The sequence below is a fragment of the Aeromonas sp. R10-2 genome (assembly GCF_040908445.1).
In the GTDB taxonomy this organism is placed as follows: Bacteria; Pseudomonadota; Gammaproteobacteria; order Enterobacterales; family Aeromonadaceae; genus Aeromonas; species Aeromonas veronii.
The window spans coordinates 1-26,017 of record NZ_JBFODS010000082.1; the positions used below are offsets into that span (position 1 = coordinate 1).

Annotated in this window: 25 protein-coding genes, 2 tRNA genes and 2 pseudogenes; 14 read left to right on the forward strand and 15 right to left on the reverse strand. The window is 59.1% G+C overall.

What is annotated here, in order from left to right; translation table 11 throughout:
• Positions 1-613 (reverse strand): annotated as a pseudogene (locus tag AB5Y97_RS16115) (ISAs1-like element ISAs1 family transposase); the annotation flags it as partial.
• 85 nt (positions 614-698) lie between these two features.
• On the opposite strand from AB5Y97_RS16115, the pseudogene AB5Y97_RS16120 reads away from it, so the two are divergent.
• Positions 699-1,118, forward strand: a pseudogene (locus tag AB5Y97_RS16120) (BPL-N domain-containing protein); the annotation flags it as partial.
• 182 nt (positions 1,119-1,300) lie between these two features.
• Here the strand turns inward: AB5Y97_RS16120 and AB5Y97_RS16125 are convergent.
• Positions 1,301-1,450, reverse strand: a complete 150-nt coding sequence (locus AB5Y97_RS16125) for a hypothetical protein (RefSeq protein ID WP_005338159.1) — start codon at positions 1,448-1,450, stop codon at positions 1,301-1,303.
• A 443-nt stretch (positions 1,451-1,893) separates the two neighbouring features.
• Between AB5Y97_RS16125 and AB5Y97_RS16130 the strand changes: the two genes are divergently transcribed.
• Positions 1,894-3,993 carry a hypothetical protein gene (locus tag AB5Y97_RS16130; RefSeq protein ID WP_368158451.1) on the forward strand — a complete coding sequence of 700 codons (2,100 nt, stop codon included), beginning with the start codon at positions 1,894-1,896 and terminating at the stop codon, positions 3,991-3,993.
• Positions 3,994-4,080: 87 nt separating this feature from the next.
• On the opposite strand, the gene AB5Y97_RS16135 is transcribed toward AB5Y97_RS16130, so the two are convergent.
• The 7 genes from AB5Y97_RS16135 to AB5Y97_RS16165 form a co-directional block, all read right to left on the reverse strand.
• A complete protein-coding gene (locus tag AB5Y97_RS16135) occupies positions 4,081-5,289 on the reverse strand; it encodes a NupC/NupG family nucleoside CNT transporter (RefSeq protein WP_139406085.1) in 1,209 nt (402 codons plus the stop codon).
• A 358-nt stretch (positions 5,290-5,647) separates the two neighbouring features.
• Positions 5,648-6,073, reverse strand: a complete 426-nt coding sequence (arsC, locus tag AB5Y97_RS16140; protein WP_368158453.1) for a glutaredoxin-dependent arsenate reductase — start codon at positions 6,071-6,073, stop codon at positions 5,648-5,650.
• 75 nt (positions 6,074-6,148) lie between these two features.
• Positions 6,149-7,213, reverse strand: a complete 1,065-nt coding sequence (arsB, locus tag AB5Y97_RS16145) for an ACR3 family arsenite efflux transporter (RefSeq protein ID WP_005338173.1) — start codon at positions 7,211-7,213, stop codon at positions 6,149-6,151.
• A 109-nt stretch (positions 7,214-7,322) separates the two neighbouring features.
• Positions 7,323-9,086 (reverse strand): arsenical pump-driving ATPase, encoded by a 1,764-nt coding sequence (gene arsA, locus AB5Y97_RS16150; protein ID WP_368158455.1) that lies wholly within the window; start codon positions 9,084-9,086, stop codon positions 7,323-7,325.
• 27 nt (positions 9,087-9,113) lie between these two features.
• Positions 9,114-9,482: an arsenite efflux transporter metallochaperone ArsD gene (gene arsD, locus AB5Y97_RS16155; protein ID WP_368158456.1), complete on the reverse strand. Its 369-nt coding sequence runs from the start codon at positions 9,480-9,482 to the stop codon at positions 9,114-9,116.
• Between the two features lie 4 nt (positions 9,483-9,486).
• Complete coding sequence (locus tag AB5Y97_RS16160) at positions 9,487-9,855, reverse strand: helix-turn-helix transcriptional regulator (protein WP_005338181.1); 369 nt, start codon at positions 9,853-9,855, stop codon at positions 9,487-9,489.
• Between the two features lie 255 nt (positions 9,856-10,110).
• The gene (locus AB5Y97_RS16165; RefSeq protein WP_005359119.1) at positions 10,111-10,509 is read right to left on the reverse strand and encodes an META domain-containing protein; all 399 of its coding nucleotides are present in this window, start codon (positions 10,507-10,509) and stop codon (positions 10,111-10,113) included.
• Positions 10,510-10,666: 157 nt separating this feature from the next.
• Here AB5Y97_RS16165 and AB5Y97_RS16170 point away from each other — a divergent pair, with 157 nt between their 5' ends.
• Positions 10,667-11,146, forward strand: coding sequence for a hypothetical protein (locus tag AB5Y97_RS16170; protein ID WP_362784290.1), 480 nt, complete (start codon positions 10,667-10,669; stop codon positions 11,144-11,146).
• A gap of 1 nt (position 11,147) precedes the next feature.
• On the opposite strand, the gene AB5Y97_RS16175 is transcribed toward AB5Y97_RS16170, so the two are convergent.
• Both AB5Y97_RS16175 and AB5Y97_RS16180 read right to left on the reverse strand, forming a co-directional pair.
• Complete coding sequence (locus AB5Y97_RS16175; protein ID WP_005338188.1) at positions 11,148-11,627, reverse strand: putative 4-hydroxy-4-methyl-2-oxoglutarate aldolase; 480 nt, start codon at positions 11,625-11,627, stop codon at positions 11,148-11,150.
• Positions 11,628-11,669: 42 nt separating this feature from the next.
• Entirely contained in the window at positions 11,670-12,077 is a 408-nt protein-coding gene (locus AB5Y97_RS16180; RefSeq protein ID WP_368158459.1) for a DUF3293 domain-containing protein, read from the reverse strand.
• 396 nt (positions 12,078-12,473) lie between these two features.
• Here AB5Y97_RS16180 and arcA point away from each other — a divergent pair, with 396 nt between their 5' ends.
• A complete protein-coding gene (gene arcA / locus AB5Y97_RS16185; RefSeq protein WP_005338193.1) occupies positions 12,474-13,193 on the forward strand; it encodes a two-component system response regulator ArcA in 720 nt (239 codons plus the stop codon).
• Positions 13,194-13,354: 161 nt separating this feature from the next.
• Here the strand turns inward: arcA and AB5Y97_RS16190 are convergent.
• Positions 13,355-13,429, reverse strand: a tRNA-Gly gene (locus tag AB5Y97_RS16190).
• Between the two features lie 15 nt (positions 13,430-13,444).
• Positions 13,445-13,518 (reverse strand) — tRNA-Gly (locus AB5Y97_RS16195).
• Positions 13,519-13,719: 201 nt separating this feature from the next.
• Here AB5Y97_RS16195 and cydD point away from each other — a divergent pair.
• The 4 genes from cydD (at position 13,720) to AB5Y97_RS16215 (ending at position 18,143) form a co-directional block, all read left to right on the forward strand.
• The gene (cydD, locus tag AB5Y97_RS16200; RefSeq protein ID WP_368158461.1) at positions 13,720-15,489 is read left to right on the forward strand and encodes a cysteine/glutathione ABC transporter permease/ATP-binding protein CydD; all 1,770 of its coding nucleotides are present in this window, start codon (positions 13,720-13,722) and stop codon (positions 15,487-15,489) included.
• Positions 15,482-17,212, forward strand: a complete 1,731-nt coding sequence (cydC, locus tag AB5Y97_RS16205; protein WP_368158463.1) for a cysteine/glutathione ABC transporter ATP-binding protein/permease CydC — start codon at positions 15,482-15,484, stop codon at positions 17,210-17,212. The genes cydD and cydC overlap by 8 nt, the downstream gene beginning before the upstream one ends.
• 163 nt (positions 17,213-17,375) lie before the next feature.
• Positions 17,376-17,747 carry an Rcs stress response system protein RcsF gene (gene rcsF, locus AB5Y97_RS16210; protein ID WP_013723982.1) on the forward strand — a complete coding sequence of 124 codons (372 nt, stop codon included), beginning with the start codon at positions 17,376-17,378 and terminating at the stop codon, positions 17,745-17,747.
• Between the two features lie 9 nt (positions 17,748-17,756).
• The gene (locus AB5Y97_RS16215; RefSeq protein WP_058057756.1) at positions 17,757-18,143 is read left to right on the forward strand and encodes a DUF488 domain-containing protein; all 387 of its coding nucleotides are present in this window, start codon (positions 17,757-17,759) and stop codon (positions 18,141-18,143) included.
• 159 nt (positions 18,144-18,302) lie between these two features.
• Here AB5Y97_RS16215 and AB5Y97_RS16220 read toward each other — a convergent pair whose 3' ends face one another.
• Entirely contained in the window at positions 18,303-19,301 is a 999-nt protein-coding gene (locus AB5Y97_RS16220; protein ID WP_368158465.1) for an NAD-dependent epimerase/dehydratase family protein, read from the reverse strand.
• Positions 19,302-19,513: 212 nt separating this feature from the next.
• Here AB5Y97_RS16220 and tsaA point away from each other — a divergent pair, with 212 nt between their 5' ends.
• Positions 19,514-20,218, forward strand: a complete 705-nt coding sequence (gene tsaA / locus AB5Y97_RS16225; RefSeq protein ID WP_368158467.1) for a tRNA (N6-threonylcarbamoyladenosine(37)-N6)-methyltransferase TrmO — start codon at positions 19,514-19,516, stop codon at positions 20,216-20,218.
• Between the two features lie 288 nt (positions 20,219-20,506).
• Positions 20,507-21,055, forward strand: coding sequence for a cytochrome b (locus AB5Y97_RS16230; RefSeq protein ID WP_064341216.1), 549 nt, complete (start codon positions 20,507-20,509; stop codon positions 21,053-21,055).
• 87 nt (positions 21,056-21,142) lie between these two features.
• On the opposite strand, the gene AB5Y97_RS16235 is transcribed toward AB5Y97_RS16230, so the two are convergent.
• Complete coding sequence (locus tag AB5Y97_RS16235; RefSeq protein WP_368158470.1) at positions 21,143-21,823, reverse strand: polymer-forming cytoskeletal protein; 681 nt, start codon at positions 21,821-21,823, stop codon at positions 21,143-21,145.
• 199 nt (positions 21,824-22,022) lie between these two features.
• On the opposite strand from AB5Y97_RS16235, the gene AB5Y97_RS16240 reads away from it, so the two are divergent.
• From AB5Y97_RS16240 to AB5Y97_RS16255, 4 genes are all read left to right on the forward strand, one after another.
• Entirely contained in the window at positions 22,023-22,697 is a 675-nt protein-coding gene (locus AB5Y97_RS16240) for a response regulator transcription factor (protein ID WP_041201856.1), read from the forward strand.
• Complete coding sequence (locus tag AB5Y97_RS16245) at positions 22,697-24,082, forward strand: ATP-binding protein (protein WP_368158472.1); 1,386 nt, start codon at positions 22,697-22,699, stop codon at positions 24,080-24,082. The genes AB5Y97_RS16240 and AB5Y97_RS16245 overlap by 1 nt, the downstream gene beginning before the upstream one ends.
• 426 nt (positions 24,083-24,508) lie before the next feature.
• Positions 24,509-24,841, forward strand: a complete 333-nt coding sequence (locus tag AB5Y97_RS16250) for a hypothetical protein (RefSeq protein WP_368158474.1) — start codon at positions 24,509-24,511, stop codon at positions 24,839-24,841.
• Positions 24,842-24,890: 49 nt separating this feature from the next.
• Positions 24,891-25,978 (forward strand): IS3-like element ISAs22 family transposase gene (locus AB5Y97_RS16255; RefSeq protein WP_088821966.1). Its coding sequence is split into 2 segments (ribosomal slippage): positions 24,891-25,143 and positions 25,143-25,978, totalling 1,089 coding nucleotides; the frame shifts between segments, so codons are not numbered across the junction.
• The last annotated feature ends 39 nt before the right edge of the window (positions 25,979-26,017 follow it).

Below are 26,017 nucleotides of genomic sequence, written 5' to 3' on the forward strand. Positions count from 1 at the left end.
GCGATTGAACCGCTTGATACAGCTTCGGTTGATTATTCTTGACCTGTACCACTACATGAGCCTTCTTCTCGCTGATTTTCTCCAGTGTCTCACGCTGACAATGCAACGCATCGAGTGTGACAACGGCTCCTTTTAGCTCAAGAATGTCCAGCATATCTTTGACGGTTTCGATTTCCCCCTTCTTGTTAGGGGTTGCTTTCTGGCTTAACACCAGCCCATTTTCGGTATCGTAAGCCGTGACCAACTGAAGCGCATCCTTGGCATTTCCCCGAAAGGAGCCGCGTAACACCTTGCCATCAAAGGCAATGATGGGTTTGCCCTGATGAGTGCGCTGTTCATTGACCCAGCACAGCAACGCTTCAAGCAAGGTATCGATGACAATGCAGCGCAGAATGCGGGCAACCGTGTGACGCCGCGGGATGCCGTTGGCAAAGGGGCGATGCTGACGGAGCCAATCGATCTTTGAATCGCCATAGGTTTCGATGTCATTCCAGCCCTCGGCACCACTCATGATGGCACTGATGACAAGGAACATGACATCAACCAGGTTATGTTTACGATTGATCTCAGAGCGAGTTTCTTCGACAAGGGTAAGGTGTTCAATCAACGTCATAGCGCGTGCCTCCTGCATGGAGACGCGATTAGATCACAGACGATCTGCCTGTTCAAATTTCATTAACAAAGTGCGATCCCGCCCTGGGATCTGTGGGGGTGCCTTTGTGGCATCTACCGGCTGGTCTGAAGAAGAGGGCTTTGTGCCGGCGCTGGGCCTTGTTCCTGCGACATCCGATGATTATGACGGCGACTTTAGCGCCAGGATCTTCCCGATCAGCTGGCTTGGTGAAGAGCGCCAGATGTATTACCAAGCCGGCCCGCAATTTACGCCGGTGCCAAGCCCCGAGCAGGTCAAGGTCATCGCCCATTTTCAAAACCATCAGATTGCCGCGCTGATCAGCTCATACGGCAAAGGCAAGGTGGCCGTTTCCGGGCCACACCCCGAAGCCCCCGAATCGTGGAAAGAGAATGCGGTGGACGGCGACAAGATGGAGTCCAATATTCATTTAGCCGTTGGGCTCGTTAACGAGTTGCTCTCCGAAGAGCCCGTCACCCATTCGAAGTCGTCGCGTCCCTACGCCCCTGGATGTGACCCCATTGCTCGGCCCGGAAGTCAGGCCACCCAATCAGCTGCTATCCATAAAAAACCACCGACCTGCAAAGGTCGGTGGTTTTTTATCGGTGGTAGATAACGGGTAGCCGATACGAAGGGTTCGCTACCTCAACTTTCGCCCGGGAGCGAGCACTACTCTTCCTGCTCCTCCGGTTGTCTCTCCTCACCCCGTATCTGTAGCAGCTCTTCGACCCTGGCTTGCCACTTGTCGTGGGCCTGTTTGCGCTCCTGCTGCATAAATGCTTCTCGCATGGTGTCGATTTTCTGGTCAAGTGTTTCCATCAGAGTGTCTCCTTGTGTGACCGCGTAAAGACTGGCTGACGGCGCGTTGGCCAACCTGCTCCCCTAATCTGACACCGCTAATGCCGTTACTGCCCAATCAAATAATCGATTGGAAATACCAAAACCAATCTAAAAATTCTTTTTCGTGTTTATTCCACCACGCCAGTGCAAGGGAAACAGGCCGCTCAGAGCGGGATAATCCGGCACGCGGCCAACACGTCGTTGAGTCTGGTCGTCCCCCTTTTCAGGGGAATGGGGCGCTGTTGCCCCATCCGTCCAGTGCGGGGTACCGGCAGATTTCCGGGATGTTGCTGTGCCCATGATCACACAGTCACAACTCTCGCCCTCCGCTCACCACGCCCCCGCTTTTTATCATCTAGAGTTACCGGGCAGTCCAAAGCTGCTGATTTATATACATTCGCCGCCAAGAGGGATCTTTTTTCATGACCGAGCATATCGATCTGCTACCTATCAACACGGATGATGAGCAGGACGCAGGCAACCGTTACCTCTACTACACCGAAGGGGATCTGGCCCGCATTCTCGCCAATCTGGAACAGCTGCGCCACGCGGTGTTTCCGGCCGCCATCGGAGAGAGCGAAACGGGCGCCGCCGTACCCCACAACTTTCCGTCCGTCTGTCTGGTGGGGCTGGGACGCTGCGGCTCCAACATCGCGCAAGATGTGGCCTCGCTGGTCTACAACGCCCGCAGCTTTTATCTCAATGAGTTCAATAGTGAAGAGCAACGAAAGCGGGAGAAGGAGTTTGGTCCGGTTAGCTGGATCCGGCGCAACCTGCGACTGCCAAACAACGGGGCCCGGCCGGTCTTTCTGATCGAGCCCATGGTGATGCTGGGGGATCTGGACAAGGACATCGATGGCCGTATCCGCCACTCCAATCGCAGCGGCGAAGGTGGCTCCTTGCGTGATTACGCCAAGATGCGGGTGATGGACTTGTCGGAGATCCACGCGGGAGGCGCGGGTAACGCCCCCATCCTTGGCCAGTATCTGGCCAAGATCATCCTCAACAAGAGTCCCCACTACTTCGCCAACTCCGAGTGGCAGGCCATTCATACCTATCTGGTGGACTCCTGCGGCATCAAGGCCAACCAGTCCCGCCTCTATTTCTACATCTTCAGTGCCGGGGGCGGCACCGGCTCCGGCATGGCCTCCGAGTTCGGGCTGGCCCAGCAGTACTCCTACATGAGCAAGACCTTTTCACCCCCGTCAGAAGAGGAGGAGCACCTCTCCCTCGGGGAGCACTTCATGTTCGATCCCATCTTCACCAGCGGCATCTGCATCCTGCCCAATATCTGTGATCGGGGTATCGAGATCTCGGAAGCCCTGCACATCAACGCGGGGCGCCTGCTGTGCAAGTATCTGGCCGAGGAGTGGGACTTCTCCTATCACTTCGACAACGAGCAGGCATGCGATGCCAGCATGCTCAAGCGGATCAGGCCCTGGAATGCCATGATGCTGATCTCCAACGACATCATGCGCTACGCCGAAGAGAGCGACGATGGCGAGATCCAGCATGTTGATGTCAACACCATGGAGAAGTACGCCAACCAGTACATCTCCCAGCAGATCTTCAACATTCTTACCGCCCAGGCCGTCACCACCGACTACGACGAGAACTACTTTCGCCGGGCGGGCATCGACATCAGCGAGACCATTCGGCTCGATGCCAACGACCTCTTTATGAGTCTGGCGGGGCCGGTGGCGGTGGCGTATGCCGAGTCCATCTCGCCCCCCGGCGGCCTGTTTGACAAGGAGGGCGGGCTCAATGTGGACGATCTCTTCACCCGTTCCATCGAGCTGCCCCACTTCAACAAGATGACCCAGGCCATCGAGGGGATCAGTTTGCTGCCCATCGAGGCGGGCAACTATCGGGAGTATCTGGACGACTATGTGAAAAGCGGCCATGACCCGGCCCACCTCAACGAGCTGCACTTCTTCAAGAACTGCTCATCGGTGGTGTCGATCATCTCCCTGCCCAAGGAGTACAAGCTCTCCTATATGGATCTCAACCGGCTCAAGTCTCACCTCAACGGGCTCTTCCCCAATACCACCCTCAAGCGCTATGCGCTGGTCATCGGGGCGTCGGCCAACATCTCCCTCACCACCCTGATCGTCAAGAGCCCCTGCCTGAGCGATGACTTCCTGACCCTGATCGTGGCCTTTATCAAGCGCTGCTTTGCCAAGGATCACTATCGCTTCGATGAGCATCTGGACAAGGCGGTGATCGAGATGATCTGCAATGAGGAGTGGAACGATGCGCTGCTCGACAGCATGCTCAACGAGTTCGAGAACCCGGCCAAGATCCTCGATACCAACTGGTACGCTATCAAGCCCATGTATGAGAAGAAATATCGGGAGCTTATCCGCGAGAAAGAGAAGTTCGTCTCCATCAACGATATTCGCCTCAGTCGTGAATCGGTGAAAAAGGCGCTGCTCTATCTGCGGGAGATCTATCGCCACCGGGTCAGCAAGACCCGTATCCTCTCCCTCAACCCACGGCTGGGGGAAGCGAACGCTCGCTAGCACCCTGCCCATAAAGCCCCATAAAGCAAAGCGCCCGCCCCACATGGGGCGGGCGCTTTTTTACTGGCGCAGCCTGGCTTTATCTCATCAGAGGGAGACAAAGATCCCGGCCAGGGTGGCGCTCATCAGGTTGGCGAGGGTCGCCGCCAGCACCGCCTTGAAGCCCATATTGGCCACATCGTGACGGCGTTCCGGCGCCATGGTGCCGATGGAGCCAAGCTGCACCGCAATGGAGCCCAGATTGGCGAAACCGCACAGCGCGAAGGTGATGATGATCTGGGTGTGGGCGCTCAGATCGGCCTTGATATTGGCAAAGTCCAGATAGGCGACGAACTCGTTCATGATCACCTTCTGACCGATCAGGGAGCCAGCCGCCATCATCTCGCTGGCAGGTACGCCAATCAGCCAAGCCACCGGAGCAAACAGATAGCCAAGCAACTGCTGCAAGGAGAGATCGGCCCAGCCGAACCACTCGCCTATGGTGGTGAGACCGGCGTTGATCATGGTGATGACGCTGACAAAGGCGAGCAGGATGGTGCCGATGGCCACGGCGATCTTCATGCCGCCCATGGCGCCGCCCGCCAGTGCGTCGATGGCGTTGCTGTAGTCACTCTTGTCGAGGGTGATCTCGGTCTGATCGCTCACCTGCTGCTGTTCCGGCACCAGCAGTTTGGCCATCAGCAGGCCACCCGGCGCCGCCATAAAGGAGGCGGCGATGAGGTATTTCAGATCCACACCCAGACCGGCGTAACCGCCCAGCACCGAACCCGCCACCGAGGCCATGCCGCAGGTCATCACCGCAAAGAGTTCGGAGCGGGTCATACCGGCAAGGAAGGGGCGAATAAGCAGCGGCGACTCCCCTTGCGAGAGGAAGATATTGCCGGTGGCCACCAGGGATTCGGCGCGGCTGGTGCCGAGCAGACGGTGAATGGCGCCGCCCAGTACCCTGATCACCCACTGCATGATGCCGAAGTGGTAGAGCACGGCGATCAGCGCGCTGATAAAGATCACCAGCGGCAGCACCCGCACGGCGAAGATAAAGCCGTTGCTGGCGAGATCGCCAAACACGAAACGGATGCCGCTGTCGGCAAAGCCGAGCAGGGCGGAGACGCCATTGCTCATGGCACCGAGCATGATTTGTCCGGGGGGGAAATAGAGCACCAGGGCAGCAAAACCGGTTTGCAGGGCGAGTGCACCCAGCACGGTTCGCCAGCGGATGGCTCGGCGGTTTTCACTCGCCAGCCAGGCGATAAACATCAGGGCCAGCATACCGACCAGACTCAATAACAGTGTCATCTTGCACCTATGAAGAGAGGAGTTTCATATGGCAAGTCTGCAGACAGGCGTCGCGGGCGATCCGGCGGGAGAAGTGCCGACCCACGCGACACGCAGACCACAAACCTACAGGTTAGTGGCGGGTCCCATCCTGGGGTCATTCACGTTCCGGGTGACAGCATGTATCGGGTGACGCCAGCGCCGTCGCAGGGGGAGATGCGGCCGGGTGGCAGGTCGGGCGGCGATGGTACAGTGATCATCGTCACAGAAAAAGCGGTAAAACGATTGGCCGGAGTAACTTTTTCAACTTGTTCACACAACGAAACAGGGCCAGCGTGAAGCTGGCCCTGTTTCAATCCGTACTTGAGTACTCAGATGATTACTTGAGGCGCTTGCCGCTCGCATCCACCACCTGCTCGCCATCCTCCTTGGCGAAGGCCCCTTTTTGCTGATCGGGCAGAATATCGAGCACCACTTCCGACGGGCGGCACAGTTTGGTGCCAAGCGGCGTGACCACGATGGGGCGGTTGATGAGGATGGGGTGGGCCAGCATGGCATCGATAAGCGATTCATCACTGAAACGATCTTCCGCCAGACCGAGCGCCTCGTAGGGTGGCACGTTCTTGCGCAGCAGATCGCGCACCGGCATGTCCATGGCGGTGATCAGCGCCACCAGCTGGTCACGGGAGGGGGGCGTCTCCAGATAGTGGATGACCGTGGGTTCCACGCCGCTGTTGCGGATCAGCTCCAGGGTATTGCGGGAGGTACCACATTCCGGGTTGTGATAGATGGTGATTGCACTCATTTGCGTGTCTCTCATTAATCAAGTGAATAGAAAATGGATAGCATCAGTTCGCGGCCATCTGTTAGCAGCCATCAGTTAACGGCTTAGCCCCGCTTCGTACCAGGGTTTGCTGGCGTTAACCACCCGCACCACCAGCAGCATGACCGGCACCTCGATCAGCACCCCGACCACGGTGGCGAGCGCCGCGCCGGAGTGAAAGCCGAACAGGCTGATGGCGGCGGCCACCGCCAGTTCGAAGAAGTTGGAGGCGCCGATCAGGGCGGAAGGACAGGCAACCGAGTGCTTCTCCCCCACCTTGCGGTTGAGCCAGTAAGCCAGCCCTGAGTTGAACAGCACCTGGATCAGAATGGGCACCGCCAAGAGGGCGATAACCAGCGGCTGCTCAATGATGGCGTTGCCCTGAAAGGCAAACAGCAGCACCAGAGTGAGCAGCAGGGCCGCCACCGACCAGGGCTGGATGCGGGTCATGACGCCATCAAAATGGGCCTCACCCTTTTTCAGCAAAGCCTTGCGCAGCAGTTGGGCGATGATGACCGGGATGACGATATAGAGCACCACAGAGGTAAGCAGGGTATCCCACGGCACTATGATGCTGGAGACCCCGAGCAGCAGCGCCACCAGCGGCGCGAAGGCAAACACCATGATGAGGTCGTTCACCGCCACCTGCGACAGAGTGAAGTAGGGATCGCCGTTGGTAAGGCGACTCCAGACAAACACCATGGCGGTGCAGGGGGCCGCCGCCAGCAGGATCAGGCCCGCTACGTAACTGTCGAGTTGATCAGCCGGCAGCCAGTCGGCAAACAGCACGCGGATAAAGAGCCAACCGAGGAAGGCCATGGAGAAGGGCTTGACCAGCCAGTTGATAAAGAGGGTGACCCCAATACCCTTCATGTGGCCCTTCACCTGATGCAGGGCACCAAAGTCGATCTTGAGCAGCATGGGGATGATCATCACCCAGATCAGCAGCCCCACCGGCAGGTTGACCTTGGCCACCTCCATGGCGCCGATCGCCTTGAAGAGATCCGGCAACCCCTGCCCAAGCCCAATCCCCACCAGAATGCAGAGGGCGACCCAGGCGGTCAGATAACGTTCAAAAAAGCCGATGGCAGGCACGGCCTTGGCATCACATGTTGCAGACATCACAGCTCCCGATGCGGCGCAATTCCGCATCTTCTATTGGTTCAAAACACGGGTTTATAACAAGTAACGGCATATTCAAGCCGCCCAGGCAGCAGACCGGGGCGACGACTCAATGGTGCTGGCAGAGGCGGCGCAGGGCATCGGGCCCCACCGGCTCTTCGGCGAGCAGTGGCACCACGGCGTAGCGGCTGGCGTGTTGCTGCTCGACCGCTTCGATATGGGGCAACTGGCGCTCGGCCCGCAGTTGCAGCAGCGGTGAGCTGACCGCGGCTTGCTGCAAGCTGTGGTTGATGAGCCAGCCCCAGGGCTCGATGCCGGCCCGGCGCAGATCGGCCTGCAGATTGGCAGCCTCCTGCACTGGCGTCGGCTCGGGCAGCGTCACAATCAACACCTTGGTCTGTTTGGGATCCTGCAACTGCATCATGGGGGTGGTGAAGTGCAGTCCCTTGTTTCCCATCTGGCGGGCGATCTCCCTGTGGTAGGCGCCGGTGGCGTCGAGCAGCAGCAGGGTGTGGCCGGTGGGTGCGGTATCCATCACCACGAAGCGCTTGCCCGCCTCGCGAATAATGCGCGAGAAGGCCTGAAAAACGGCGATCTCCTCGGTACAGGGGGAGCGCAAGTCCTCCTCCAGCAGTGCCCGCCCCTGCTCGTCCAGCGCAGCCCCCTTGGTGGCCAGCACCTGGGCGCGGTAACGCTCGGTCTCGGCGTGGGGGTCGATGCGGCTCACCTCCAGATGATGCAGGCTACCTGCCAGCGTCTCGCTCAGATGCGCGGCGGGATCCGAGGTGGTGAGGTGCACCGGCAAACCGCGGCTCGCCAGCTCCACCGCCACGGCGGCCGCCAGCGTGGTTTTGCCCACCCCACCCTTGCCCATCAGCATGATAAGGCCGTGACCATCGGCGGCCAGCTCATCCACCAGCGAACTCAACTCGGGCTGGGCTGGCTGATGGGCTGACGTTGCCAGTGGTGCCTGCTCACCAGCATCCTGTGGTTGCAGCAGTTGGCGCAGGCTCTCGACCCCCACCATATTGGTGGCCAGCAGCGGGATATGATCCTGCGCCAGCCCCTTTATTCCCTGCGGCATCTGCGCGAGAGCCTGTTGCTCACGCTGCCAGAGCGCCATTGCCAGCGGATCTCCGGCAATTGCGCCTTCGGGGAAGAGGCCATTGATCACCAGTTGCTGGTTCAGCAAACCGATGGCGGCCAGCTCCTCGTGGGTGCGAGCCACTTCTCTCAAAGTGGATTGCTGGGCGCGTGCCACCAGCACCAACCGGGTGCGAGCAGCATCAGCCAGGGCGGCAACCGCCTCGCCATACTGGCTGCGCTGTTTCTCCAGCCCCGCCAGCGGGCCGAGGCAGGAGGCATCCCCCTTACCCTGCTCCAGAAATTCGCTCCAGGCCCCCGGTAGTTGCAGCAGCCGGATGGTGTGGCCGGTTGGGGCCGTATCAAAGATGATGTGGTCATACTCGGCCAGCAGCGTTTGGTCGGTCAGCAGCGCGGTGAATTCGTCAAAGGCGGCGATCTCGGTGGTACAGGCGCCGGAGAGCTGCTCCTCGATGCTGCGCACCACGCTCTCGGGCAACTTGCCTCGCACCGGCCCGACGATCCGCTCCCGATAGGCTTTGGCCGCCGCGGGGGGATCTATCTCCAGCGCCGACAAACCGGGCACCGCGGCGATGGCGGTGACCCGATTGCCGATCTCGGTGGCAAACACCTGCCCTACGTTGGAGGCAGGATCTGTGCTCACCAGCAGCACCCGCTTGCCAATATCACACAGCGCCACCGCACTGGCGCAGGCCAGCGAGGTCTTGCCCACCCCGCCCTTGCCGGTGAAAAAGAGAAACGGCGGTGGATTGGTCAGAAAATGATACATAGCCTCTCCCGAATGGTGCGTCACGACTCAGCAGCAACCACTGCCAGAGCTGCAGCCGCCTTTGACGATCCCCTTGATGGCCGCTTGCGGCGCAGGCAGCCCGGCATAACGGGCCAGCTCGCTGCGGCTCGGATAACGGCCGGTCAACACCACCTGTCCTTCCACCAGCACCAGTGGCAACCCCTCCTCCCCGGCATGGGTCAGAAAAGCACTGACGGCAGGTGTCTCGGCAAATTGCATGGGCTGCTGGGCCAGATTGAAACGCTCAATGGCAACGCCCTGCTCCTTGGCCCAGGCGAGGTCGGCTGCGAAGGTGACCAGTGCCTGATCAACCTCGGTACCGCAGACACCGCTGGAGCAGCAGAGGGCGGGATCAAAAATCTGAATGGAGGACATGGCATTACTCCTTGTTGCAGCAGGGCTGCGCAGGCAGAACATGGGGGGAGCAGGCTGACTCGGCACGCATCACGCCGCACGCCTCAGGATGACCGGCGCAGCACTCCTCGGTAAGGTAGGCGATCACATCCAGCATCAGGGGAATATTGGCGCGGTAGCGCAGAAAGCGCCCCTCCTGCTCCACCGACAGCAGACCGGTGTTGAGCATCGCCTTGAGGTGAAACGAGAGGGTATTGGGGGCAATATCGAGCTCGCTGGCCAGTTCACCGGCGACCCGCCCCTCCAGCCCGGCCTTCACCAGCAGCCGCCACACATCGAGCCGGATGCCGGATGCCAGCGATTCAAAGACCTTGGTGGCCATCTCTTTGTTCATCTTCACTCCCCTTGGTGCGACCTTTCATTTCAACTATACAAGAATTATTGAAATGATCAAGATACGTACTGAAACGAAGATCCGAGGTGCTGGCATCAAACCGGGCAGAAAGGGGGCGACGAGTGAACAACAGTAGCGGACGACCACACAGGGTTCATTGCAGATAAACAGACGCCCTCCAGAGGGAGGGCGTATCAGAGCGTTTGACCCGCCAGCACAGTCAGCGCAGTCGGGGCAATCAGACAAACGCGTGCCTTATTTGGCAGCAGGCACCGCGTTAAAGGTGAGCAGGGCCGCCTTGTTGGCATCGCTCAGAGTCAGCTGGTTGCCGTTGATGGAGTAGGTTGCCACCTTCTCCAGCTTTTGCAGGAACTCGGTCTCTTTGTTCATGGCGTCGCCGATGCACATCATGCGAGTGGAGCCCATGGCGCCCAGCGTCAAGACACCGTCACCCTGCTTGGTGATACCGCCAAAATAGCGGTTGCAGCCGCCCTTGCCCGCCACCTTGCCGTCGACCACTTGCAGGGTGAAGGTATCGCCGGTGGCGCCTTGCAGCTGCCAGCTGGATGCCTGCAGTTGAGCCATGCTGGAACCTGTTGCCATTGCGCAGCCTCCCAGTGCCAGCGCGGCCAGCAGAGTCAGTTTCTTGTTCATGGATTCACCTCTTAATGATTAGAGCCATCAATACGGCAGCCTGTTTATCATGGCTGGCGCCCATGCCAAAGGATTTTATTGTGATCTCCCTTCACTTTACTACCAGCTGGCATGTGCCATGCTTAGGCTCAGTTCCGGACCCAGTGAGGGGAAACGAATGGTCAAATCACTCATCATCACACTGCTTGCAACCTGCGCCAGCATGGCCGTACAGGCCGCCGACTGGGCTGTGGTTCAGCCGCAATCCAACCCGTCTCTCTATGTCAAAAGTTACTCGGGTGTGCTGCTCAATGACCATAGCCATCACAGCGACAGTTTTGATCTCTGGCTGGTCAATAGCGGCTATCAATATCCGGTGGTGGATGATGTGACCCTCTTTATGGAAGCGGGCCCGGCGGTGGCGGATCAGAATCGCACATCCGGTTTCAATATGAGTTCGGGGGTACGCTACCAGCTCTCTCCGGCATTCAATATCGGCAGCCAGATCAAGCATCTCGATCTCAACAAGGCCAGCACCCTGCTGGAGCTCAACTCCAGCCTGCTGCTGACCCCCAGACTCTCCCTCACCGCCAACTACGGGGTCAGCGCCATCACTGCTGATCAGGCGCTGAGCCTGGGGGTCGGTTTCAACTTCTGAATCAGATCAGCGGCGTGGCACTCACCACCACGCCGTTGCGATCCGCATAGACATAATCCCCTTCGTGGATGGTCACCCCGGCAAAGCTGACCACGGCCCCCAGCTCACCCAATCCCCGCTTCTCGGTCTTGACCGGACAGGCGGCCAACGCCTTGACCCCGAGAGCCAGTGTCGCCAGGGTGCCCACATCCCGCGCCGCGCCGTGGATCAGGATCCCCTCCCACCCCTGCTCCACCGCCTTGACCGCCAGTTGATCGCCAAGCAGCGCACGGCGCAGCGAACCGCCGCCGTCGATCACCATCACCTTGCCGTGACCGGGGCGGGTCACCAGATCCCGCACCAGACTGTTGTCTTCATAACAGGAGAGCGTTACGGCGCGACCATAAAAGAGGGCCTTGCCGCCAAAATCCTGAAACACCGGGTCGGCCACTTGCAGCAAGTCGCCATGTTGATCGCAGAGGTCGGGCAGGAGATCCAGCATGATTTGATTCCTTTCAGATACATGAAGGTGTTTATTCTTTCATCAGGCAAGGTTTCTGGCAATCCAGAAGGATTCAATATTGCCCAGACAAACTGCTGATTTATCCGTCAATACCGGTATCAGCCAGAGCTGGCCACCCTCCACCCAGTAGAGAGCATTCTGGCCAAAACGGGCAGCCAGCTGACGGGCTTGTGGCAGAGATAGCGCCACCGCCAGCGATGACTCCTGCCAGCGTTCGTCCGGGTCAGCTCCCCAAAATGGCCCCACCACGGGCACCTGCAAATCCACGGTCAGATGGCGCCACAGCGCCCGTTCCCGCCGCATATTGCGTCGTTGTGTGACCCACTGGCTGGCCGGATTCCAGGCTGTGATGATGGCAAAGGCAGACCAGCCTGGTGGCTCAAATGGCGCGATAAAGCAGATTTTCTTGTAGTTTTCCCACAAATTCATGTCAATCACATGTTACATTCCATTACATTTTGTAGGGGCGAAAACCCGGTTCAGGCCAAGTATGATGCAGCTGTACCAGGGTTTGACCTATATCAAATCAGAGTTAAAAAGTTGCTATCTGACGGCAAAGAGTGTTGTTATGCTCCTGTTAACTGATAAAATGCGGCCACTTTCGTAATGGACGACCTTTCCAGGCTCTGCTCGACCAGACTTGTCGGGAACCTATAAGTGGCACAGGGATACTTGCCGGTACTGATGCCTAATTCGCGATATTCCGACCTGACTCTCATACCCAGGATGACGTAATAAATTTTCAGGATCAGTCAGGAAATCGGTTTGAAACGCCAAAGAGTGTTAAATTTAAGATAATTAACTGATAAGAATCTGGGAATACTCATGCAAACACCACACATTCTGATCGTCGAAGACGAGCTGGTCACACGCAATACCCTGAAAAGCATTTTTGAAGCCGAAGGCTACATCGTGCTCGAAGCCAACAACGGCGACGAAATGCACCAAGCCCTCACTTCCCACACCATCAATCTGGTGATCATGGACATCAACCTGCCGGGCAAGAACGGCCTGCTGCTGGCCCGTGAGCTGCGTGAGAACGACAACATCGCCCTGATGTTCCTGACCGGTCGTGACAACGAAGTGGACAAGATCCTGGGTCTGGAGATCGGCGCCGATGATTACATCACCAAGCCGTTCAACCCCCGTGAGCTGACCATCCGTGCCCGCAACCTGCTGAGCCGCACCATGAACGTGGCTGCCGGTGGCGAAGAGAAGAAGCTGGTTGAGCGCTACCTGTTCAACGGCTGGGCGCTGGATATCAACAGCCGCGCACTGGTCAGCCCGACTGGCGACATGTTCAAGCTGCCGCGCTCCGAGTTCCGCGCCATGCTGCACTTCTGCGAAAACCCGGGCCAGATCCAGACCCGTGCCGAGCTGCTGAAGAAGATGACCGGCCGTGAGCTCAAGCCGCATGACCGTACCGTCGATGTGACCATCCGTCGCATTCGCAAGCACTTCGAAAGCGTCAACGATACTCCGGAGATCATCGCCACCATCCACGGTGAAGGCTACCGTTTCTGTGGTGAGCTGGAGCAGGAATAAGCTCCCTCGACGCTGTTGATCTGAAAAGGCGCCTCGGGCGCCTTTTCTGTCTCTGCGGTTTGCCTTAAAGCTGAGAAACGGTGAGCGTGACGTCGAACGCCGCACAAGGCAGATGAAAAACAAAAAGCCCACTCGCTGGAGTGGGCTTTTTGTTTTGAAGCTGGAGCGGGCAGCGGGAATCGAACCCGCATCATCAGCTTGGAAGGCTGAGGTAATAGCCATTATACGATGCCCGCCTTGCATCTGAAATTTGGAGCGGGTGATGGGAATCGAACCCACGTATGCAGCTTGGGAAGCTACCGTTCTACCATTGAACTACACCCGCGTCAGGGCTCCTACTATATGCATTTTGCCGCCGAGCGCAATGGCGCCTTTGCCACTTTTTTCAATAAATCAATCTGTTCGGACAAGGATTGAACAGACGGTTGCTTTTTCAATCAAACATTTTCAACACAGATAATTTACAAGGTTGCCAAGGCCAAACGGCAAGGATAGTCTTGCGCCACTCGACGCGAGGATGGTGGTAATGGATAAAAAAACGCAAAAACGTCTCTATGGCTGGTTGCGCAAGCAATCGAGTCACGGTCGCCGCTGGATCACGATATCCATCGCTTTTGGCCTTGGCCAGGGCATTCTTATGGTGGCGCAAGCTTGGCTGCTAGCGATCCTGTTGCACGGCTTTATCATCGAAGGCTCCACGCCTGAGCAATCCATCACATTCTTTATTACCCTGCTGCTGGTGACGCTTGGCAAGGCAGCTCTGGCCTATGGCCGCGAAGTGGCCAGTTTCAAGGCGGGCAGCGCGGTGCGCCAGACCATCCGCCAGCTGGTGCTCACTCGCTTAAGTCGCCTCGGCCCTGCCTATATTCAGCGCCGTCCGGCCGGTAGCTGGGCCAGCCTGTTGCTGGAACAGATTGAAAACATGCAGGATTTCTTCTCCCGCTATCTGCCACAGATGGCCATCGCCGTCTTTATTCCGGTGGTCATTCTGGTGGCTGTATTCCCGGTCAACTGGGCGGCAGGTCTGATCCTGCTCGGCACTGCGCCCCTCATCCCCATCTTTATGATCCTGGTGGGTGTGGGCGCCGCCGATGCCAACCGCCGCAACTTTCAGGCGCTGGCTCGCCTCTCCGGCCACTTCCTCGATCGCCTGAAAGGTCTGCGCACGCTGCAACTCTTTATGCGTACCCAGGCGGAAGGTGACGCCATTCGCGACGCCTCGGAAGATTTTCGCGAGCGCACCATGGAGGTGCTGCGCCTGGCATTTTTGAGCACCGCCGTGCTGGAGTTCTTCGCCGCCATTTCAGTCGCGCTGGTCGCCGTCTACTTCGGCTTCTCTTATATCGACCATCTGAACTTTGGTAGCTATGGGGTCAAGGTCACCCTCTTTACCGGTCTGTTCGTGCTGTTTCTCGCCCCAGAGTTCTACGCCCCGCTGCGGGAACTGGGTGCCCACTACCACGCCAAAGCGCAGGCTATCGGCGCTGCAGAGCAGCTGCTTGAATTCCTCGAAGCCGAGGTGAGCGAACCGGCCGCAGGCACGGCGCCCTTCCATGCCGACAGCCCGGTCAAGGTTGAAGCCAAAGGTCTTGAAGTGCTGAGCGCCGAGGGCAAGGTGCTGGTCGGCCCCATCGACTTCACCCTGGAAGCAGGTTCACGCACCGCCCTCATCGGCGTCAGCGGTGCAGGCAAGAGCTCGCTGGTCAACGCCCTGCTCGGCTTTGCCCCCTATCGCGGTGAGCTCAAGGTCAACGGACAGGAACTCACCACCCTCGACATGAGCCAATGGCGCCTGCAACTGGGCTGGCTCTCGCAAAACCCGCAGCTGTTCCACGCCTCCTTGCGTGACAACCTGCTGCTGGCCAAGCCAACGGCCAGCGATGCCGAGCTGGAAGATGCCCTGAAACGGGCACAGGCGTGGGAATTTGCCATGGAGAAGGGGCTCGACTATCCGGTCGGCGATCAGGCAGGCGGCCTCTCGGTCGGTCAGGCACAGCGCCTCGCCCTGGCACGAACCCTGCTCAAATCAACCCAGCTGATGGTGCTCGATGAACCGACCGCCAGTCTGGATCGCCACTCCGAACGCGCCATCATGACCACCATTGAGCAGGTGATGGCTGGCCAGACCCTGCTGATGATCACCCACCGCCTCGACCAGCTCACCAAGATGGACAAGATCCTGGTGCTGGCCCACGGCCAGCTGGTGGAGCAAGGCAGCTTCCAACAATTGAGTCAGGCGGATGGGCCTTTTGCCCGCCTGCTCTCCCAACGTTCCGGAGGTTCTCTCGATGAGTGATCTGTTGCCATTTCTGCGCCTCTACCGCCAACACTGGCTCAGCCTCTCCCTCGGTCTGCTGCTGGCGCTGGTGACTCTGGTAGCCGGCATGGGGCTGCTGTCGCTCTCCGGCTGGTTCCTCTCCGCCGCCGCCGTAGCGGGGATGGCGGTCGCCAGCCGCGACAGCTTCAACTACATGACCCCCGCAGGCGGAGTGCGCTTCTTCTCCATCGTCCGCACAGCCGGTCGCTGGGGTGAGCGGGTAGTGAGCCACGACGCCACCTTCCGGGTGCTGACCCGACTGCGGGTCTGGTTCTGGCAGAAACTCTCGCCGCTCTCCACCGGTACCCTGGCCGGTTTCCGTCAGGCGGATCTGCTCAATCGACTAGTGGCCGACATCGATGCGATGGACCACGTCTACCTGCGGCTGATCACCCCCATAGGCGCGGCCCTGCTCAGCACCGCCGGACTGGTCTTCTTCCTGTCGTTTTTCGACAGTCGCCTCGCCCTCACCCTGGGAGCCATTCTGCTGTTTGGCATGATTGCCCTGCCGCTGGTGTTCTACTTCCTCGGCCGTCGCCCCGGTCAGGCGCTGATTGCGGAAAAATCAACCCTGCGTACCCGGATGGTGGACTATCTGGATGGTCAGGCCGAGCTGCAGATGTTTGCCGCCGCCCCCAAGGCGCTGGTTGAGCTGCAACAAGCCGAACAGGCGCTGCTCGTCGCGCAGGCCCGGATGGCCAAGGTGAGCGGGCTGGCCAACTTCTCGGTGCAACTGCTGAGCGGCTGGACCCTGACCCTGATGCTCTGGCTGGCCGGTCATGGGGTAGCGGGTGCTACGCCCGACCCCATTACCGCATTGATGGTCTTTGCCACCCTGGCAAGCTTCGAGGCACTGATGCCACTGGCGGGGGCTTTCCAGCACCTCTCCACCAGCCTTACCTCGGCACGCCGCCTGAACGAGATCCTGCAAGAGGCCAAAGCCCCCGTGTGGGGCGACGAACAGACCCATGCCACCGTTGGTGCGCTGCAGATCAATGACCTCTATTTTGGCTACCCCGGCAACCCCCAGCCGGTGCTGCGTGGCTGCACCCTGCAACTGCACGCCGGTGAAAAGCTGGCGCTGCTGGGCCAGACCGGCTGCGGCAAATCGACCCTGATGGGGCTGCTGACCCGGGAGTGGAGCCCGCAGGCAGGCAAAATCCTGCTGGGTGGCAAACCGCTCACCGACTACAGCGAAGGGGCGCTGCGCGCCTCCATCTCGGTGGTGAGCCAGCGGGTGCATCTGTTTGCCGATACCTTGCGGGGCAACCTCAAACTGGCCGCCCCGACCGCCTCTGACGAGCAGCTGATTGCGGTGCTGACCCAGGTCGGACTGGCCAATCTGCTGGAAGATGAGGCGGGCCTCGACGCCTGGCTCGGTGACGGCGGCCGCCCCCTCTCCGGTGGTGAGCGTCGCCGTATCGGCATCGCCCGCGCCCTGCTGCACGATGCGCCGCTCTGGCTACTGGACGAGCCGACCGAAGGGCTAGACAGCCAGACCGAGCGGGAGATCATGGATCTGCTGTTCCGGCTTGGGGCAGATCGCACCTTGCTGCTTATCTCCCACCGTCTGCTGGGGATGGAGCAGATGGACCGGATTGCCCTGATGGAAGAGGGACAGATCCGCCTCTGCGCCCCTCACAACGAGCTGCTGGCGGATGATTACTACCGCAGCCTCTATCAGCGACTGGCTCCGGTTTGATATCAGCCTGATGGGCGTCACACCCTGACAACAGGGCGCAAAACGGGGCTGGTCGCCGCAGGCGGCTGACCCCTATAATGTCCCCCTCATTATTCAACAAGATGCCGACATGGAGCGCCTGCGCATTTCTACTGTCCTCATCACCGAGACAAGATACGAGACGATGAAACGCCTGATCCTGATGATGCCCCTGATTGCCTCCGGCTGTGCCAACTACGCCTTCAACAGCAATCTGGATAAAGAGAACTTCGACGAATACTTCAAACCCGGTAGCGTGCGCATCTATGAACAGGATGAGCTGGCTGACCTCAACTACCTCTACCTCGGCACCATCGAGGGTGAATCCTGCCAGGCCGATGCCAACCAGCCGGTGCCCAACGCCGGTGAAGCGCGCACCCTGGCCCGCCGCCGCGCCGCCGACATGGGCGGCAACGGCGTCACCATCGACAAGTGCGCCGAGTTCAGCGACACCCCGGGCTGCCTGAAACAGGTGATCTGCTACGGGCAGGCGCTGAAAGTGGCCGAAGAAAAGTAACCCGCTGTCATGGCCCTCGCTATCGTTCGCCTTGGCAGCCCACGCCTGCCCGATGAGGGGCTGCGGATCGGCACGGTGCGCCGCCCGCCCCGCGGCGTACCCAAGAGCGAATTTGCCAGCCAGCATTGGTACGATGTCTGGTTTCCCAACCTGGCCCCCAGCAGCGAGACCATGAAGCTGGGGCAGGCAGCCGAGACGCCCGCCCAGTGGGCGGCGTTTGGCAAACAGTACAAGGCCGAGATGGCGCAACCTGCCGCCAGGCATGATCTGGCGCTGCTGGCCGCCCTCTCTCATACCACCAACCTCTCGGTGGGCTGCTACTGCGAGCAGGAGTCCCGCTGCCATCGCGCCATCTTGAAAGAGCTGCTGGTAGCCGCGGGGGCCGCCATCCGCTAACTCGGTGAGCGACAGCGATACGATAGGAAATGGAGTCAGCCGATCTTAAGCCGTTATCAGGCATTTGATAGACAGAGAGGGCATCCCGAGGGATGCCCTCTCTCGTTGTATTCACACCTGCCGCGCCACGCTCGGCAGCAGCGGCTCGATGCCCCCCTCCTAATGCAGACTGGGCTCCAGCAACTGCTGCCGCAGCGAAGTCTCCTCGGCCTGAGTCATGGCATTCTCCGCTACCCCGGCGGCAGGCTCGATGGCCAGCCAATTGGCAAGGTCGGCGGTGGTCTCCTCCAGCGGCCGAAAGTTCAATCCCTTAACGATGGCCGCCTCGGCGCTTATAGAGCCGTAACCGGCAAATTCCGCCTGCGCGCAGGGTAGCAGGGTGGGATAGCTCTGCCAGGGCTCGATACCGGCCGCCATCAGGGTGGGCCAGGGCAGCCACTCGGGCTGGATGGGGCGAGTGGGCTGCAACCGGGCGCTCAGCCGCTCCAGCCAGTCACTCAAGGTAATACCGGGTTTGAGCAGGTTGAATGTGCCCCCCAACTGCTGCTCGGCCGCGCGCAACACAAACTCGGCGCAGTCGCGCACATCGAGATACTGCAAGCGATCCTCGCCACTGCCCGGCAACAACCAGGGCCCACCCTGCAGCACCCGCTTAATCCACCAGGCCATGCGACCGGTAGGATCATGGGGGCCGCACAGCACGCCCGGGCGCAAGATGCAGAGCCGATCGCCCCAGCGGGTGCGATACTCCTGCTCGCACAACACCTTGAGGGGGCCATAGTCAGTGGGCATTTCCCCTTCGGGGATAGCATGCAGCGGCGCCGACTCATCCATCCCGGGCATTGAGAAATCGCGATAGACGCTGATGGTGGAGATAAAGATGAGCCGCGCGCAGCGCCCGAGTAAAGCTGCCGAGAGGCTCGCCGCCTGCTCGGGGCGATAGCAGCAGGTATCGATGACGAGATCCCACTGCAACCCGGCCCCTTGCAGGGCGCTCAGGCTCTTGTCCCTGTCACCGGTGAGCTGCACCAGATCGCGCCAGTCCGGATGCTGGTGCAGGCCACGGTTGAACAGAGTCACTTCATGGCCCCAATCCAGCGCCAGCGCGGTGAGGTGGCGCCCCAAAAAGCCGGTGCCACCGATAATCAGCAATTTCATCCCTCTCCCTCCCCCTTCGGCGCGAGTGCGCATATTTCATCCTGACACGCCAATGCCTCCACCCTACGCAACTTGGCGCGCGGGCACAGCCCCCGACTGGCCGGGATGGGACAGGGATCACGGCAGCGCCACAGAAATTGGCGTAATGAGGCCAAGCCTGCGTTTTGGGGCCGCCTGTGCTAAATTGCCGGGGTTTTCAGTCAGGATCCGCCATGAAGTTCGAAATCGACACCCTCGGGATCATCCGCTCTCCCTACAAGGAGAAGTTCGCCATCCCCCGCCAGCCCGGTCTGGTCAAATCGGCCCGCGCCTGCCTCGAGCTGCTCCCCCCTTACGATCAGCCGGATGTGCTGCGCGGCATCGAGCAGTTCTCCCATCTGTGGCTAAGCTTCGTCTTTCACCAGACCATGGCGCAGGGCTGGCACCCGACAGTGCGCCCGCCGCGCCTTGGCGGCAACGAACGGGTCGGCGTCTTTGCCACTCGCTCCACCTTCCGCCCCAATCCCCTTGGCCTCTCTGTGGTCGAGCTGCACGGGATCGGTCGTGAGCGGGGCAAGCTGTGGCTGGAGCTGGGGGCGGTGGATCTGCTCGATGGCACCCCCATCGTCGATATCAAGCCTTATATTCCCTATGCCGATAGCCTGCCAGATGCCCGTGGTGGTTTTGCCCCCGACGCGCCCACCCCGCCGCTGGCGGTGAGCTTCAGTGCCGAGGCAGAGCAGCAGTTGCAACCCTGGCTCAAGGCCCACCCCGAGCTGCGCCAGCTGGTGGGCGAAGTGCTGGCGCAAGATCCGCGCCCCGCCTACAAGAAGGGCAAGCCCGATGAGAAGGAGTACGGGGTGCGGCTGTTTGACTGCAACGTCCGTTTTCGCATCAGCGAGCCGGATTGCATGGTGCTGGCCATCGAGCCCGCCTGAACCTGGGCGGGCCGACATCACTGATGCTATTTCACGCCTTCTTCACGTCACAAGGGGCTTAATGAGCCTGTAAATTGTATGGCATTGATCAGACTATCCACCCGGTTGCCAGTGATACCATGCAGACAGCAGAGGGCATCTCCTCTCTGACTGATGCCAGCAGCAGGCTATCGATGTATGGCAAGCATGGTAGCTCTGCTGTTGCCACCAAAGGATCTGGCCTCGCTCCGACACGTTTGAGTGCGGGGATACCACACGGATGTGACAGCACTTCGAAGGAACAAACCTATGCTGATGAACAGTGAACAACGTTATGGCACCCTGAATATCGGGCTGCACTGGCTGACCCTGTGGGCCATGATCGCCGTCTACGCCCTGATCGAATTTCGCGATATTTTCCCTAAAGGGGACCCTGGCCGTGATTTGATGAAGGAGTGGCACTTTATGCTGGGGCTGCTTATCTTCGCCCTGGTGTTTGTCAGACTGGCGCTGCGCTGGATGAGCCCGACGCCGCGTATCGTGCCCGAGCTCTCCCCGGTCATGCACAAGCTGGCAAAACTGGCCCACCTCGCCCTCTACGGTTTTCTCATTCTCACCCCGCTGTTTGGCTGGCTGCTGCTGAGCGCCGCGGGCAAACCCATCCCCTTCTTCGGGCTTGAGCTGCCTGCTCTGCTCTCCCCCAGTCCGGACCTCAAGGGGCTGATCAAGGAGGTGCACGAGACGCTGGGCAATATCGGTTACGCCCTGATCGGCCTGCACACGGTGGCGGCCCTCTATCACCACCATATTCTCAAAGACAACACCCTCACCAATATGCTGCCGCCACGCCGCAGCTAACGGGTAACGAGGAAATGCAGAGGGGGCCATTGTGGCCCCCTCTCTGTTTTCCTGAACAACCGTCATCTGCACCGCTGGCAAACGGCATCACGCCTGCTTGGCCAGCTCCTCGGTCGGCTTGCCTTTCGGCTCGTGCGGCAGCTTTTTCACATTGCTCTTGTTCTCCGGCTGCTTGCTCCCGGACGCACTGTTTTCAGACAAGGCCTGCAACACAGGATCGGCCTTGCCGGCCACGGTGGGCTGGGACTGGCCAACAAAGTTGCCGCCCTTGCAGATGGAGAGACTGCCCCCCTTGAAGATCCCCTGCATCTTGCCGCTCTCCAGGATCTCCACCTCAGCGGAGGTACAGGTACCTTCCAGCAGACCATTGATGATCACGTGGGGCGCACTTACCTCCCCCTCAACGCTACCACCCTGCATGATGCGCAGCACACCACCGATGAGCTGGATGGTGCCATTGATCTGACCGCGCACCTCCAGATCCCCCTCCACCTGCAACTCGCCCTTGAAGCGGGCACCGGCTGCAATCACAGTGGCGCCGGCCGACGCAGTAACCGCACCACCTTTGTTTCTTCCAAACATCCGTACTCTCTCCACCAACCACACAAGCAGAACCAGCGGCATCGGCGCCACTGGCCACAGAAAACAGGGCGACCCCAGCACGTAGAGCAGCAAGGCTGCCCCCCAGCAGAGCCAGACAATATAGAGGAGGTCGCTGCGCTCACGCTGTTGCAGTCGCGCCAGCAGCCTCCCGGCCATCTCTCTCATCACATCAAACCTTTCGCAGCATGGCTGCCGACCAGCATGCCATCGACAACCCGGACCATGGTTAAACGACCAGTTGGCGCGAACTCTGAAGTCCCGCTGATTCAGTCCCGATACAGCCGGGATGCATTAGGATTCGAATTGACTCGAAGCGACATACACTTTCTAATTGACAGCCTGGATCCCTATGACCGCTCACATCATGAAAATTCTGTTGGTCGAAGACGACAAGCTGCTCAATCACCACCTCTCCTCTCTGCTGACCGAAGCCGACAATCAGGTCTACAGCACCGACCAGGCCGGGATTGCACTGCACTACGCCGCCGACTATCCCATTGATGTGGCCATCATCGACCTCGGTCTGCCCGATATGGACGGCCTGCAACTGATCCGGCAACTGCGCGAACGGCAGATCCCCTTCCCCATCATTGTGCTGACCGCCCGTGGCAACTGGCAGGACAAGGTCGAAGGACTGGAAGCAGGTGCTGATGACTATCTGGTCAAACCGTTCCAGAAAGATGAGCTGCTGGCCCGACTCAATGCGCTGGTGCGCCGTAGCGCCGGTTTTATCTCGCCCAGGGTGAAAGCCGGTGATTACGAGCTGGATCTCTCCCGCAAGGAGCTGACCATCGCCGGTGAAGTGGCGGTGCTCACCAGCTTTGAATACCTCATTCTGGAGTACCTGATGCGCAACGCTCGTCAGGTGGTCTCCAAGCAGCAACTGCTCGACCAGCTCTACGGCGACGGCGAAGGGGATCCCAACACCATCGAGGTGATGGTGAGCCGCCTGCGCAAGAAGCTGGATCCGGAAGGGACAATTCAACCCATCTCCACCATCCGGCGTCAGGGTTACATCTTCAACCTCTCCTGTAACTGATGCAGTTTCATCTGCCGCGCCCCATCAAGATGATCCGCAGCTCACTGCACATCAAACTGCTGCTCAGCTCGCTGCTGGTCATCGCGCTGATCATGGGGTTTGCTGTCTACGCCCTCTACCTCGGCCACGTCGAGGAGCAGACCCAGAAGGCCAGCGCCCGGATGCAGGAGAACCTGGCCAAGCTGTTCTCCTCCACCGAGCCGGATGACAAGGGGTCGAACGTCGAGCTGGGGCGGATATCCCGTGGTGCGGGGGATCGCAACCTCGATACCCTGATCTGCCGCGCCGATGGCGATCTGGTCTGGTCGAGCCTCCATATGCCGGAGGTGATCAAGGCCAAACAGACTATCTGCGGCGATCTGATGAAGTATCTGGGGGGGATGGATCTCGACTACTTCTTCAAGAAGCACACCATCAAGAACGGCGAGAGCTACTTCGTCTACAGCCTGCGGTTTATCCGCAATCCCGGCAGCGGCACCACCGCCTACTACGTGGTGATGATCGACTCGGCCAAACGCTATCACGAAGAGTCCCGCACCTACCTCTACCAGACCGCCAAACAGGCGCTGCTCGCCTATATGCTGCTGGCCGGGCTGCTGCTGCTCACCACCTTCTGGAGCCTCAGCTCCCTGCGCACCATCGCCCGTCAGATCGACGATATCCGGGCCGGCAAGCGCGATGACCTCTCAAGCGATTTTGAGCGGGAGCTAGCCCCGCTGACCGACTCCATCAACCAACTGCTGGAAAACGAACGCCAGCAGACCCAGCGCTACCAGCACGCCCTCAACGATCTCGCCCACAGCCTGAAAACCCGGCTGGCGCTGATCCAGATCACCACCCGCGAAGTGAAGCTGGGGCGGGAGATCCACGACAACATCAACGAGCAGATCCTCACCATGGATCAGATGATCCAGTATCAGCTCAGACGGGCCGTGACCGGCCGCCAGCGCCTTGCCAGCAAGGGTAGCGAGCCAGTGCCGCTGATCGAGAAACTGCTGGCCAGCCTGACCAAGGTCTATCGCCACAAAAAGCTGCAAACCCACTTCAAGTTCGACGATGACGCCCTCTTCCACGGCGAACAGGGCGACCTGATGGAGCTGATGGGTAACCTGCTCGACAATGCCTGCAAGTTTGCCATCAGCGAAGTGAAGGTGACGGTGCGCCGCCATCTCGAGCGGCTGCGTATCGAAGTGGAAGATGATGGCCCGGGAATCGATCCGGCCAAATCGGAGCAGATCTTCCAGCGCGGTGTGCGGGCAGACAGTTCACCCGGTCAGGGCATAGGTCTGGCGGTGGTGACCGAAATCGTCCACAGCTATGGCGGCCAGATCCGGGTCGATGAATCCCCCCTCGGCGGCGCCCGCTTTACCCTGGACTTGCCCTGATCGGCATTGCCCTGCTCAGCCTCGCCAGTGATGGCCCTACCACAAGGCCCCCAACCTCGGGGGCCTTGTCGTTTCTGCCACCCAAGTTGTTTTAATTTATTGATCCGGAACTGATTCTCGCCCCTCAGACCTTCCACCACCGGCTTCAATCGGTATCATGGTTGCGCGGCACAAAGCCCCTCCCGGAGCCACACCATGAGCCTTCGCAGTCAGAAGGGTGTTATCCACAGATCATGGGTTAAAAGCAGCGCACCGGGGGCTGTAACTTGGGGGCGGTAGCGTTTAAACATGTTACGTTTGCATAAATCATACTACTTTTATATTAACTAATTTTTTATTATTTGTGCACAGATGTAAAATTTAAATCAATTAAAATACCAATAGTTTAAACACCTAAAATATCAATCCAAGCGGAGGCTTACAAGTATGAATAAAGGCCAGTCTAAAATAATATTAGATGAACGATGGAAACTAGAGGATTTCTCTATTTTAACAAAAGAGTATCAACAACTTTATGGTTTTTTTCATGCGTTAAGAGCTATTGATGAAGGTAGATTTTCAGGTCTAGAATTTGAACGAATGCCTTGGCTAGGTGGGGGCAGCGTTGTCGGTTTTTTTAGTATTATAGGTAAATTTGTACATCCAGAAGATCAACCTGTTGTTAGAAGAATTCAATATGCATCTCCTGGAGTTATTGAACTCACATTACTGGTTGAAGTGGCAAAGGATATTGGGATGGTAATCCCCCCGAAAAACTGAGGTGCTCATAAGTAGAATTTTCTCGTATCTTGAACGCAGGAGGTTCTACATGAAAACATCACGCTTTAGCGATGCACAGATCATCGCCATCCTCAAGCAGGCCGAGTCTGGTTCACCCGTCCCTGAGCTCTGCCGTGAGCATGGCATCAGCTCCGCCACCTTCTACAAGTGGCGCTCCAAATTCGGTGGCATGGATGCCTCTCTCATGGCGCGCCTCAAAGAGCTGGAAGAGGAAAATCGTCGCCTTAAGAAGATGTATGCCGAGGAGCGCCTAAAGGCTGAGATCATCTCCGAGGCGATGGCAAAAAAGTGGTGACGCCATCTGCCCGCAGGGAGATGGCGACCAAGGCTGTGGCTCATTACGCCATTTCTATCCGTCTGGCTTGCCAGGTGTTCAAGGTGAGCGAGGGTTGCTACCGTTATCAGCCCGTGCTGGCTGATGAAAACCAGGAGATTGCCGACTGGCTACTGCGCCTCACCGCCAACCAGCGCAACTGGGGTTTCGGACTGTGCTTCCTGTACCTGCGTAACGTCAAAGGCTTTGGCTGGAACCACAAGCGGGTCTACCGGATCTATCGGGCGCTAGAGCTCAATCTGCGGATAAAACCCAAGAAGCGGCTAGTACGCGCCAAGCCGGAGCCGTTGGCAGTCCCTGACCAACCGAATCACTGTTGGTCGATGGACTTTATGCATGACCAGCTCAGCGATGGTCGTTCGGTGCGGTTGTTTAATGTGATCGATGACTTCAATCGCGAAGCACTGTGCATCGAGGTGGATTTTTCCTTGCCTGCCTCGCGAGTCAAACGGGTGCTGGAGCAGGTCATCGAGTGGCGGGGCAAACCAGCCGCAATCCGCTGTGATAATGGTCCGGAATACATCAGCGAAGAGCTCAAGCAATGGGCGCAGCAGAAGAGGATTGCGCTGAGGTATATCCAGCCAGGCAACCCGCAGCAGAATGCCTACATAGAGCGATTTAACCGCACTGTGCGTTACGACTGGTTGGGCCATTACCTGTTTGAGTCACTGAATGAGTTACAGGAATTTGCCACGAACTGGCTGTGGGTTTATAACCATGAGCGGCCCAATATGGCGCTGGGCGGCTACACGCCGAAACAGCGCTTGGCACAGGCCGCATGACCTCTACTTTTGAGTGCTCCAAAAAATGGGGGGATTACC

Bases quoted from the DNA above. Each gene is read 5' to 3' on its own strand.
- cydC (WP_368158463.1), top strand. From the start codon at position 15,482: ATGAGTGATCTGTTGCCATTTCTGCGCCTCTACCGCCAACACTGGCTC.
- arcA (WP_005338193.1), top strand. From the start codon at position 12,474: ATGCAAACACCACACATTCTGATCGTCGAAGACGAGCTGGTCACACGC.
- AB5Y97_RS16245 (WP_368158472.1), top strand. From the start codon at position 22,697: ATGCAGTTTCATCTGCCGCGCCCCATCAAGATGATCCGCAGCTCACTG.
- arsA (WP_368158455.1), bottom strand. From the start codon at position 9,086: ATGTATCATTTTCTGACCAATCCACCGCCGTTTCTCTTTTTCACCGGC.
- cydD (WP_368158461.1), top strand. From the start codon at position 13,720: ATGGATAAAAAAACGCAAAAACGTCTCTATGGCTGGTTGCGCAAGCAA.
- arsD (WP_368158456.1), bottom strand. From the start codon at position 9,482: ATGTCCTCCATTCAGATTTTTGATCCCGCCCTCTGCTGCTCCAGCGGT.
- AB5Y97_RS16160 (WP_005338181.1), bottom strand. From the start codon at position 9,855: ATGAACAAAGAGATGGCCACCAAGGTCTTTGAATCGCTGGCATCCGGC.
- AB5Y97_RS16135 (WP_139406085.1), bottom strand. From the start codon at position 5,289: ATGACACTGTTATTGAGTCTGGTCGGTATGCTGGCCCTGATGTTTATC.
- AB5Y97_RS16130 (WP_368158451.1), top strand. From the start codon at position 1,894: ATGACCGAGCATATCGATCTGCTACCTATCAACACGGATGATGAGCAG.
- AB5Y97_RS16230 (WP_064341216.1), top strand. From the start codon at position 20,507: ATGCTGATGAACAGTGAACAACGTTATGGCACCCTGAATATCGGGCTG.
- AB5Y97_RS16180 (WP_368158459.1), bottom strand. From the start codon at position 12,077: ATGAATTTGTGGGAAAACTACAAGAAAATCTGCTTTATCGCGCCATTT.
- AB5Y97_RS16240 (WP_041201856.1), top strand. From the start codon at position 22,023: ATGAAAATTCTGTTGGTCGAAGACGACAAGCTGCTCAATCACCACCTC.
- rcsF (WP_013723982.1), top strand. From the start codon at position 17,376: ATGAAACGCCTGATCCTGATGATGCCCCTGATTGCCTCCGGCTGTGCC.
- AB5Y97_RS16235 (WP_368158470.1), bottom strand. From the start codon at position 21,823: ATGAGAGAGATGGCCGGGAGGCTGCTGGCGCGACTGCAACAGCGTGAG.
- AB5Y97_RS16170 (WP_362784290.1), top strand. From the start codon at position 10,667: ATGGTCAAATCACTCATCATCACACTGCTTGCAACCTGCGCCAGCATG.
- AB5Y97_RS16250 (WP_368158474.1), top strand. From the start codon at position 24,509: ATGAATAAAGGCCAGTCTAAAATAATATTAGATGAACGATGGAAACTA.
- AB5Y97_RS16175 (WP_005338188.1), bottom strand. From the start codon at position 11,627: ATGCTGGATCTCCTGCCCGACCTCTGCGATCAACATGGCGACTTGCTG.
- AB5Y97_RS16220 (WP_368158465.1), bottom strand. From the start codon at position 19,301: ATGAAATTGCTGATTATCGGTGGCACCGGCTTTTTGGGGCGCCACCTC.
- arsC (WP_368158453.1), bottom strand. From the start codon at position 6,073: ATGAGTGCAATCACCATCTATCACAACCCGGAATGTGGTACCTCCCGC.
- tsaA (WP_368158467.1), top strand. From the start codon at position 19,514: ATGAAGTTCGAAATCGACACCCTCGGGATCATCCGCTCTCCCTACAAG.
- AB5Y97_RS16165 (WP_005359119.1), bottom strand. From the start codon at position 10,509: ATGAACAAGAAACTGACTCTGCTGGCCGCGCTGGCACTGGGAGGCTGC.
- arsB (WP_005338173.1), bottom strand. From the start codon at position 7,213: ATGTCTGCAACATGTGATGCCAAGGCCGTGCCTGCCATCGGCTTTTTT.
- AB5Y97_RS16125 (WP_005338159.1), bottom strand. From the start codon at position 1,450: ATGGAAACACTTGACCAGAAAATCGACACCATGCGAGAAGCATTTATG.
- AB5Y97_RS16215 (WP_058057756.1), top strand. From the start codon at position 17,757: ATGGCCCTCGCTATCGTTCGCCTTGGCAGCCCACGCCTGCCCGATGAG.